The 8,301-nt window shown below is 70.1% G+C and carries 7 protein-coding genes; 3 read left to right on the top strand and 4 right to left on the bottom strand.

The annotated features are described in order from the left end of the window. On the bottom strand, nt 1-2,099 hold a 2,099-nt coding region (locus tag AC13HU_RS25350; protein WP_483044254.1), incomplete at its 3' end, for a sensor histidine kinase. A gap of 576 nt (nt 2,100-2,675) precedes the next feature. Here AC13HU_RS25350 and AC13HU_RS25345 point away from each other — a divergent pair. From AC13HU_RS25345 to gltX, 3 genes are all read left to right on the top strand, one after another. Continuing rightward, nucleotides 2,676-2,894, top strand: coding sequence for a hypothetical protein (locus AC13HU_RS25345; RefSeq protein ID WP_483044253.1), 219 nt, complete (start codon nt 2,676-2,678; stop codon nt 2,892-2,894). Nucleotides 2,895-2,959: 65 nt separating this feature from the next. Further along, nucleotides 2,960-3,778 (top strand): fumarylacetoacetate hydrolase family protein, encoded by an 819-nt coding sequence (locus AC13HU_RS25340; RefSeq protein ID WP_483044252.1) that lies wholly within the window; start codon nt 2,960-2,962, stop codon nt 3,776-3,778. Beyond that, nucleotides 3,771-5,279, top strand: coding sequence for a glutamate--tRNA ligase (gltX, locus tag AC13HU_RS25335; RefSeq protein ID WP_483044251.1), 1,509 nt, complete (start codon nt 3,771-3,773; stop codon nt 5,277-5,279). The genes AC13HU_RS25340 and gltX overlap by 8 nt, the downstream gene beginning before the upstream one ends. Before the next feature lie 142 nt (nt 5,280-5,421). On the opposite strand, the gene AC13HU_RS25330 is transcribed toward gltX, so the two are convergent. The 3 genes from AC13HU_RS25330 to AC13HU_RS25320 all read right to left on the bottom strand — a co-directional run. Beyond that, on the bottom strand, nt 5,422-5,634 hold the full coding sequence (locus AC13HU_RS25330; protein WP_483044255.1) for an acyl-CoA carboxylase epsilon subunit: 213 nt from the start codon (nt 5,632-5,634) through the stop codon (nt 5,422-5,424). Between the two features lie 122 nt (nt 5,635-5,756). Next, complete coding sequence (locus AC13HU_RS25325) at nt 5,757-7,340, bottom strand: acyl-CoA carboxylase subunit beta (RefSeq protein ID WP_483044250.1); 1,584 nt, start codon at nt 7,338-7,340, stop codon at nt 5,757-5,759. A 168-nt stretch (nt 7,341-7,508) separates the two neighbouring features. Further along, a partial coding sequence (locus AC13HU_RS25320; protein WP_483044249.1) for an HpcH/HpaI aldolase/citrate lyase family protein occupies nt 7,509-8,301 on the bottom strand: 793 nt, incomplete at its 5' end.

The raw sequence follows: 8,301 nt of genomic DNA, 5'->3' as shown, positions 1-8,301 counted from the left end.
GCGCCGCCCTGCGTGACGTCGACCGGCAGCATGACCAGTGCGGTGGTGCCGCCGGAGTCCGACGGGCGCAGCTGGATGCGGATGCCGTGCCGCAGGGACAGCCGGCCGACCACGAACAGGCCCATCCGGCGGGAGACGGAGACGTCCACGGTGGGCGGGTTGGCCAGCCGCTCGTTGATGTCGGCGAGGTCCTCCGGGGACAGGCCGATACCGGTGTCGTGGATCTCGATCAGCACGCGGCCGTCGGGCAGCGAGTGACCGGTGACCCGCACCTTGGTCTGCGGGGAGGAGAACGAGGTGGCGTTCTCCAGCAGCTCGGCGAGCAGGTGCACGAGGTCGTTGACGATACGACCGGTGACCTCGGCCGACGGCACCGACGTCAGCTCGATCCGCTCGTACTGCTCCACCTCGGACGCGGCGGCGCGCAGCACGTCGACCAGCGGGACCGGGCGGGTCCACCGGCGGCCGGGCTCCTCACCGGCGAGGACCAGCAGGTTCTCACCGTTGCGGCGCATGCGGGTCGCGAGGTGGTCGAGCTTGAACAGCGACGAGAGCTGGTCCGGGTCGGCCTCGCGCGATTCCAACTCGGAGATTAGCGACAGCTGGCGCTGGATGAGGCCCTGGCTGCGGCGGGAGAGGTTGGTGAACATCGCGTTGACGTTGCCCCGCAGCAGCGCCTGCTCGGCGGCGAGCCGGACCGCCTCGCTGTGGACCTCGTCGAACGCGCGGGCCACCTGGCCGATCTCGTCACGGCTGTTGATGCCGATCGACTCGACCGAGGTGTCGACGTCCTGCGGGTCGGTGTCGGACAGCTGCTTCACCAGCTCGGGCAGCCGCTTCTGGGCGACGTCCTGGGCGGTCTGCTGGAGCCGGCGCAGCGAGCGGACCATCGAGCGGCCGACGACGAACGCGCCGACCACGGCGACGCCGAGGACCAGCAGGATGATCGCGCCGGATATCAGCGCCTCGCGCTTCGCCTCGCTCTGCAGGTGCAGCGACTTCTGCTGCATCTCGCTGAGCAGCGAGCGCTCGATCTGGTTCATCGCGTCGATCTTGGTCTTCGCCGCGTCGTCCCAGTCCAGGTACGAGCTGTTGATCTTGGTGATCGCGCCCTGCGAACTGGCGATCCGCTCGCGCTCGTTGTCGTGCGCGGCGATCGTGTCGTTGTCGCCCTGGATGGGGCGCAGCAGCGCGGCGGCGTCGGTGCCGTAGACCTTCATGAACCGGGTGATCGCGGTGTTCTCGTCCGCGGCCGCCCACTTCACCGACTGGTACTCGTCGGCGTGGAGCGTGCCGCCACTGGCGAACGCGGCGCTGATCACCGCGCGCTGCATCGACTCGTACTCCTTGGCGGAGGAGAACGCCGACAGCGCGCGGGTCGCCTTGATCATCTGGGAGTTGCTGGTGGCCTGCGCCATGTCCTGGGAGAGCGACAGCAGCGAGGTGACCAGGCCGTCGTACTCGGAGACGGTCTGGGCGATGCCCGACTGGGAGGTGTACGCCTCGCCGCGGATCTCGTTGAGGTTGGCGAGCTGGCCACCGATGGCGACCAGGGTGGCGCGGACCCCGCTGAAGACCGGGTCGGAGTCCGAGATGTCGTCGGTCGCCTGCTCGTAGAGCTTGAGGTCGCGGTCCGTGGCCTGGCGGGAGGCGGCCACCGCGTCGTTGCTCTTCTGGTTGGCCGACAGCGGGCCCGCCGAGCTGTCGCGCTCCTCCTGGAGCGCGGCGGCCAGGTTGGTGGCCTGCTCGGTGATGTCGGTCAGGGTCTTCATGTGCTCGAGCTGGTGGATGTTGTCCACCGAGTTGTTGATGCGCAGGCCGCCGAGGGCGGAGGCGGTGACCACAGGGAGTGCGAGCAGCGAGATGAGTCTGGTGCTGATGCGCCAGTTGCGCATGGCTATTCGGGGGCCGGGCTTGCCGTCGAGGCCGGTGATCTTGCCGGCTTCCATACCGCTGGGCATGCTCATCCGCCCGGGGGCCGCAGTGGTACCCGGCGTGGCGGTTCCGGAGTCGGCCGCGGCCTTGGAGCCGTTGCCGGCCCCGCCGGGCCGCTCCGAGTCGCCCGCAGCGCCGCTGTCCCTCTTGAAACGTCCCTGCACTAGCGTCGCAACCTCTGGACCAGGCGTCCCTCGCCGTGAGGCTGAAGGGACGGTGTCGAGTCATGGGGGCTCAGGCCGGCCCGGGTCGCGGGACGGCTGATGTGCCCTTCACCGCCACTCGGTGTTCCGTCCGCGCCCCCTGCGCGCCGGTTCGTCGAGATGCGGCGGTCCGGGGAATTCCAGCACAGTGCCGGATCTCCCAACAAGGCCCGTAGCCGAGCTGTTGGAATGTGTCACTCGTCGCGATGGACCATATACGCAGCGTCGAGCGTCAGGGTGGCGATATGGGGTGATTACGGACCGCGGTGGTAACTGGTTCCACCGGTGTCGAGCGGCGCCCGAGCCGGCGATCGACGCCTATTTCGGCGTCGATGGAACCTTTGCCTGATTCGCACGTCCGCACCAATTGACCGAATAGCGTGCAATGTGGTGTAGTTCGTGAGCAAAATCACAGACCGTCGGATGTCTGTGCCCGGCCATGGCGGGAATGGGCAGCACTAGCCTGGTGCTTTACATAAGTCGCGGCGATGTCAACCGCCGCCCGCCCACCCCCGAGACCCGAGGTCCACACGGCAGATGAAGACCACCTTGATGTTCCGTCAGATGATCGCCAACCCGCGGCGCACCACTCTCGCGCACCTCAAGGACGCGTCCGAACTGGCCGTCTCGCCGGTCGTGGTGGACACGGCCGACGGCGAACCCGCCGAATCCGCGGTCAACACGCTGCCGCAGCACACGGCGAACCCGCGCCGTACGGTACTCAACGAACTGCCGCAGACCCCCGTCGCCCCCTGAAGCCAGCGCTGACCTGCGGCTATCGCCGGGTCGGCGGAGACCGGACCGGCCGCTAGGGTAAGACCATGCGCATCGTCAGGTTCTCCATCGACGGCAACGTGGCGTTCGGAGCGGTCGAGGGCGACCCTCCCCCTGCCTCCGGTGGGGGGACCCCCAGCGGGCCCGAGGGTCTCGTCGTCAACATCATGAAGGGCGTGCCCTTCGCGGACTTCGAGCTGTCCGGCACGAAGGTCCCGCTGGACAAGGTGCGGCTGCTGTCGCCGGTCCTGCCCAACAAGGTGGTCGCCATCGGCCGCAACTACGCGGCCCACGCCGCGGAGCTGGGCCACGAGGTGCCGGACGCGCCCTGGGCGTTCTTCAAGCCGTCGACCTCGGTGATCGGCCCCGGCGACCCGATCGTGTACCCCTCGTTCTCCAACGAGGTGCACCACGAAGCGGAGTTGGCGGTCGTGATCAGCCGGCTGTGCCGGGATGTGCCGCGGGACCGGGTCAAGGACGTGATCCTCGGCTTCACCTGCGCCAACGACGTGACGGCCCGCGACACCCAGCGCGCCGAGAAGCAGTGGGCGCGGGCGAAGGGCTTCGACTCCTCCTGCCCGATCGGCCCGTGGATCGAGACCTCGCTCGACCTCGAAGCCGCCGGCGACCTGGCGATCACCGCGACCGTCAACGGCGAGCTGCGCCAGGCCGGCCGCACCCGGCAGATGCTGAACTCGATCGAGGACCTGATCGTCAACATCACCGAGGCGATGACGCTGCTGCCCGGTGACGTCCTGCTCACCGGCACCCCCGCGGGCGTGGGCCCGCTGCTCCCCGGCGACGAGGTCGCCGTCACCATCGAAGGCATCGGCACTCTCACCAACAAGGTGATCTCGCGTGGCTAGCGCATCCGCTCCTGCACCCTCCCCCACCTCCGGCGACACCGGCGTACGCGTCCGGTTCTGCCCCTCCCCGACCGGCAACCCGCACGTCGGGCTGATCCGCACCGCGCTGTTCAACTGGGCCTTCGCCCGGCACCAGCAGGGCACCCTGGTCTTCCGCATCGAGGACACCGACGCGGCCCGCGACTCCGAGGAGTCGTACGCGGCGCTGCTGGACTCGATGCGCTGGCTCGGCCTGGACTGGGACGAGGGCCCCGAGGTCGGCGGCCCGTTCGCGCCCTACCGGCAGTCCCAGCGGATGGATCTCTACGCCGACGTGGCGCTGCGGCTGAAGCAGGCCGGGCACGCGTACGACTGCTACTGCACCACCGAGGAGTTGGAAGCCCGCCGTGGGGCCGCCCGCGCGGCCGGCCGCCCCGCCGGGTACGACGGGCACTGCCGGGACCTCACCGCCGAGCAGGTCGCCGCCTACCAGGCCGAGGGCCGCGCCTCGATCGTCCGCTTCCGGGTGCCGGACCGCCCGATCACCTTCACCGACCTGGTCCGCGGCGAGCTGACCTTCACACCGGAGAACGTGCCGGACTACGGCATCGTGCGGGCCAACGGCGCGCCGCTGTACACCCTGGTCAACCCGGTGGACGACGCGCTGATGGAGATCACCCATGTGCTGCGCGGCGAGGACCTGCTCTCCTCCACCCCGCGGCAGATCGCGCTGTACGACGCGCTGATCGAGCTGGGCATCGCCAAGACCGTCCCGGCCTTCGGCCACCTGCCGTACGTCATGGGCGAGGGCAACAAGAAGCTCTCCAAGCGGGACCCGCAGGCGTCGCTCAACCTGTACCGGGAGCGCGGCTTCCTGCCCGAGGGGCTGCTCAACTACCTCTCGCTGCTGGGCTGGTCGTACTCCGCCGACCAGGACGTCTTCTCAATCGCGGAGATGGTGGCGAAGTTCGACATCGCCGACGTCAACGCCAACCCGGCCCGCTTCGACCTGAAGAAGGCCGAGTCGATCAACGCCGATCACATCCGGCGGCTCGGGGTGAAGGAGTTCACCGAGGCGTGCGCGCCGTGGCTGCGCGCGCCCTTCGCGCCCTGGGCGCCGGAGTCCTTCGACGAGGCCGCGTGGCAGGCGATCGCGCCGCACGCCCAGACCCGGGTGACGGTGCTCTCCGACATCACCGCGAACGTCGACTTCCTCTTCCTCGACGAGCCGGCCGACGACGAGGCGTCGTGGGCGAAGGCGATGAAGGAGGGTTCGGACGCGCTGCTGCGCACCGTCCGGGAGAAGCTGGCGGGGGCGGACTGGTCCGCCCCCGAGTCGCTCAAGGACGCGGTGCTCGCCGCGGGCGAGGAGCACGGCCTCAAGCTCGGCAAGGCCCAGGCGCCGTTGCGGGTCGCGGTCACCGGCCGCACGGTCGGCCTGCCGCTCTTCGAGTCGCTCCAGGTCCTGGGCCGCGACCGCTCCCTCACCCGCATCGACGCGGCCCTGGCGAAGCTGGGGTGACGTAACCCCTTGGGGTGGGTGGTCCTGTCGGTTCAGGGACCACCTGCCGGTGGGGGGTTCTCGCGCCGTTCCCCGCGCCCCTGGTTGTCTGCGGCTCCCTCCGTGTCAGCACGGAGGGAGCCGTTCTTCCGTTGCGGGGCCCTCAGCCCTGCCAGGAGTGGGGGGCGCGGAAGCCCGGGGTGCGCTCAAGACGGCGCCAGCCGGCCGTGGAGCGGGCAGGGGTGCCCTGCTCCTGCCCGGCGGAGCCACCCGCGGCGGCGCGAGCGAGCAGCAGCGCGGTGAGCGCGGCGAGCTCCTCGGGAGCCGCGTGCCCCTTCTCGACGCGCACCAGCGAATCTGTGGGAGTGCTCACGATGGTCTCCAAGGGTGAACCGCTGGCCAGGTCGCCAGGGTGGTTCGGGTCGTTCGGGTGGTTCGGGTCGGCCGGGGTGTGCGCCGCGTTCAGGAACGTGGCGCTCACCGGTCGCGGTTGGGGGATCACTGCGGGGGGTTGCCGTGCTTGCGGGACGGCAGGTCGGCATGCTTCGTGCGGAGCATGGCCAGCGAGCCGGCCAGCACCTCACGCGTCTCGGCCGGGTCGATCACGTCGTGCACCAGGCCGCGCTCGGCGGCGTAGTACGGGTGCATCAGCTCGGCCTTGTACTCCTTGACCATGCGGGTCCGCATCGCCTCCGGATCGTCGGCGTCGGCGATCTGCCGACGGAAGATCACGTTCGCCGCGCCCTCCGCGCCCATCACCGCGATCTCGTTCGTCGGCCATGCGAACGTCAGGTCCGCACCGATCGACTGCGAGTCCATCACGATGTACGCACCGCCGTACGCCTTCCGCAGGATCAACGAGATCCGGGGGACGGTGGCGTTGCAGTACGCGTAGAGCAGCTTGGCGCCGTGCCGGATGATTCCACCGTGCTCCTGCGCGACGCCGGGCAGGAAGCCGGGTACGTCCAGAAGAGTGATGATCGGGATGTTGAACGCGTCGCACATCTGTACGAAGCGGGCGGCCTTCTCGGACGCCTCGATGTCGAGCACACCGGCGAGCGAGGCGGGCTGGTTGGCGATGATGCCGACCACCTGGCCGTCGATCCGGGTGAGCGCCACGATGATGTTCGTGGCCCAGCGCTCGTGGATCTCCAGGTACTCGCCGTCGTCGACGATCTCCTCGATCACCTTGTGCATGTCGTACGACTGGTTGCCGTCGGCCGGCACCAGGTCGAGCAGCACCTCGCTGCGGCGGTCCACCGGGTCCTGGTTATCCGCCGCGGGCGGGTTCTCCCGGTTGTTCTGCGGCAGCAGCGACAGCAGGTAGCGGACCTCCTCCAGGCAGGTCTGCTCGTCGTCGTAGGCGAAGTGCGACACGCCGGAGACCGCCGAGTGCACGTCGGCGCCGCCCAGGCCGTTCTGGCTGATCTCCTCGCCCGTCACCGCCTGCACCACGTCGGGGCCGGTGATGAACATCTGCGAGGTCTCCCGCACCATGAACACGAAGTCCGTGAGCGCCGGGGAGTACGCCGCGCCGCCCGCGCACGGGCCGAGCATCACCGAGATCTGCGGGATGACACCGGAGGCGCGGGTGTTGCGCTGGAAGATGCCGCCGTACCCGGCGAGCGCCGAGACGCCCTCCTGGATACGGGCGCCGGCGCCGTCGTTCAGCGACACCAGCGGCGCGCCCGCCGAGATCGCCATATCCATGATCTTGTGGATCTTCTGCGCGTGCGCCTCGCCCAGCGCGCCGCCGAAGATCCGGAAGTCGTGCGCGTACACGAAGACCGTCCGGTCGTGCACGGTGCCCCACCCGGTGATCACACCGTCGGTGTACGGCCGCTTCGCCTCCAGCCCGAAGCCCGTGGCCCGGTGCCGGCGCAGCGGCTCCACCTCACGGAACGAGCCCTCGTCCAGCAGTAGCTCGATCCGCTCGCGCGCGGTCAGCTTCCCCTTCGCCCGCTGAGCCGCCGTCGCCTTCTCGCTCGGCCCCCGACGCACCTCCTCGCGGATCGCACGAAGCTCCGCGACGCGCCCCCGGGCGTCGTTCGCCGTGACGGGCAGCTCTTGCGATGTGGTCATGTATCGACAGTACGAGCGTGCGGGGTCGGAACGGGCCATCTACTTCGTACAGTGTCCACCGGCTCTTCATGGTGGGTCCCGACAGACGGCGAGGTGGGGCGGGTCCGGGAGCCGGTGCCGGAGCCCGCCCCGATTGGCGGGTTCATGCCGCCAGGGGTGCGATCGCCGTCAGCGCCCGGCGACGGCCTCGGCGAGCGCGAGCACCCGCCGGGCCTCCTCGACGTGCAGGTTCTCGATCATCCGACCGTCCACGGTGACCACGCCGCGCCCCTGTGACGTGGCCTCTTCGAAGGCGGCGATGATCCGTCCGGAACGCTCGATCTCCGCCTCGGTGGGCGCGAAGATCCGGTTGCAGGGTTCGAGTTGCTTGGGGTGGATCAGGGTCTTGCCGTCGAAGCCGAGTTGCCGGGCTTGGAGGGTCTCCGCCTCGAAGCCGCTCACATCGTGGACGTCGTTGTAGACACCGTCCAAGATGACCTTGCCCGCGGCGCGGGCGGCGAGCAGGGCCAGTGACAGGGCGGTGAGCAGCGGGGCCCGGCCGCGGACGTGCTCGGCGTGCAGTTCCTTGGCCAGGTCGTTGGTGCCCATCACCAGGACGGTCAGCCGCGGCGACGCCTCGGCGACGGCCCGCGCCTCGAAGAGCGCCGCCGGGGTCTCCAGCATCGCCCAGACGGCGGTCCGCTCCGGGGCGCCGGCCGCCTCCAGGGCCGCCTCGACCTCTCGTACGGTCCGCGCGGAGTCCACCTTGGGGACGACGACCGCGTCCGGGCCGGCCGCGGCGGCGGCCTTGAGGTCGTCGGCGTGCCAGGGGGTGCCGGGGGCGTTGACCCGGATGGTGACCTCGCGGTGGCCGTACGCACCGCTCGCCGCCGCGGCCGCCACGCGCTCCCGGGCCTCGGCCTTCGCGTCGGGGGCGACGGAGTCCTCCAGGTCCAGGATGAGCGCGTCGGTGGGGAGGGTC

The sequence above is a fragment of the Streptomyces sp. NH27 genome, from assembly GCF_056859195.1.
The sequence above is the reverse complement of the archived record's forward strand: the minus strand, read 5'-3'. Positions and strand labels throughout refer to the sequence as shown.

What these genes read in the sequence shown, in the direction of transcription:
- AC13HU_RS25345 (WP_483044253.1), top strand. Translation starts at nt 2,676, where the DNA reads ATGAAGACCACCTTGATGTTCCGTCAGATGATCGCCAACCCGCGGCGC.
- AC13HU_RS25340 (WP_483044252.1), top strand. Translation starts at nt 2,960, where the DNA reads ATGCGCATCGTCAGGTTCTCCATCGACGGCAACGTGGCGTTCGGAGCG.
- AC13HU_RS25325 (WP_483044250.1), bottom strand. Translation starts at nt 7,340, where the DNA reads ATGACCACATCGCAAGAGCTGCCCGTCACGGCGAACGACGCCCGGGGG.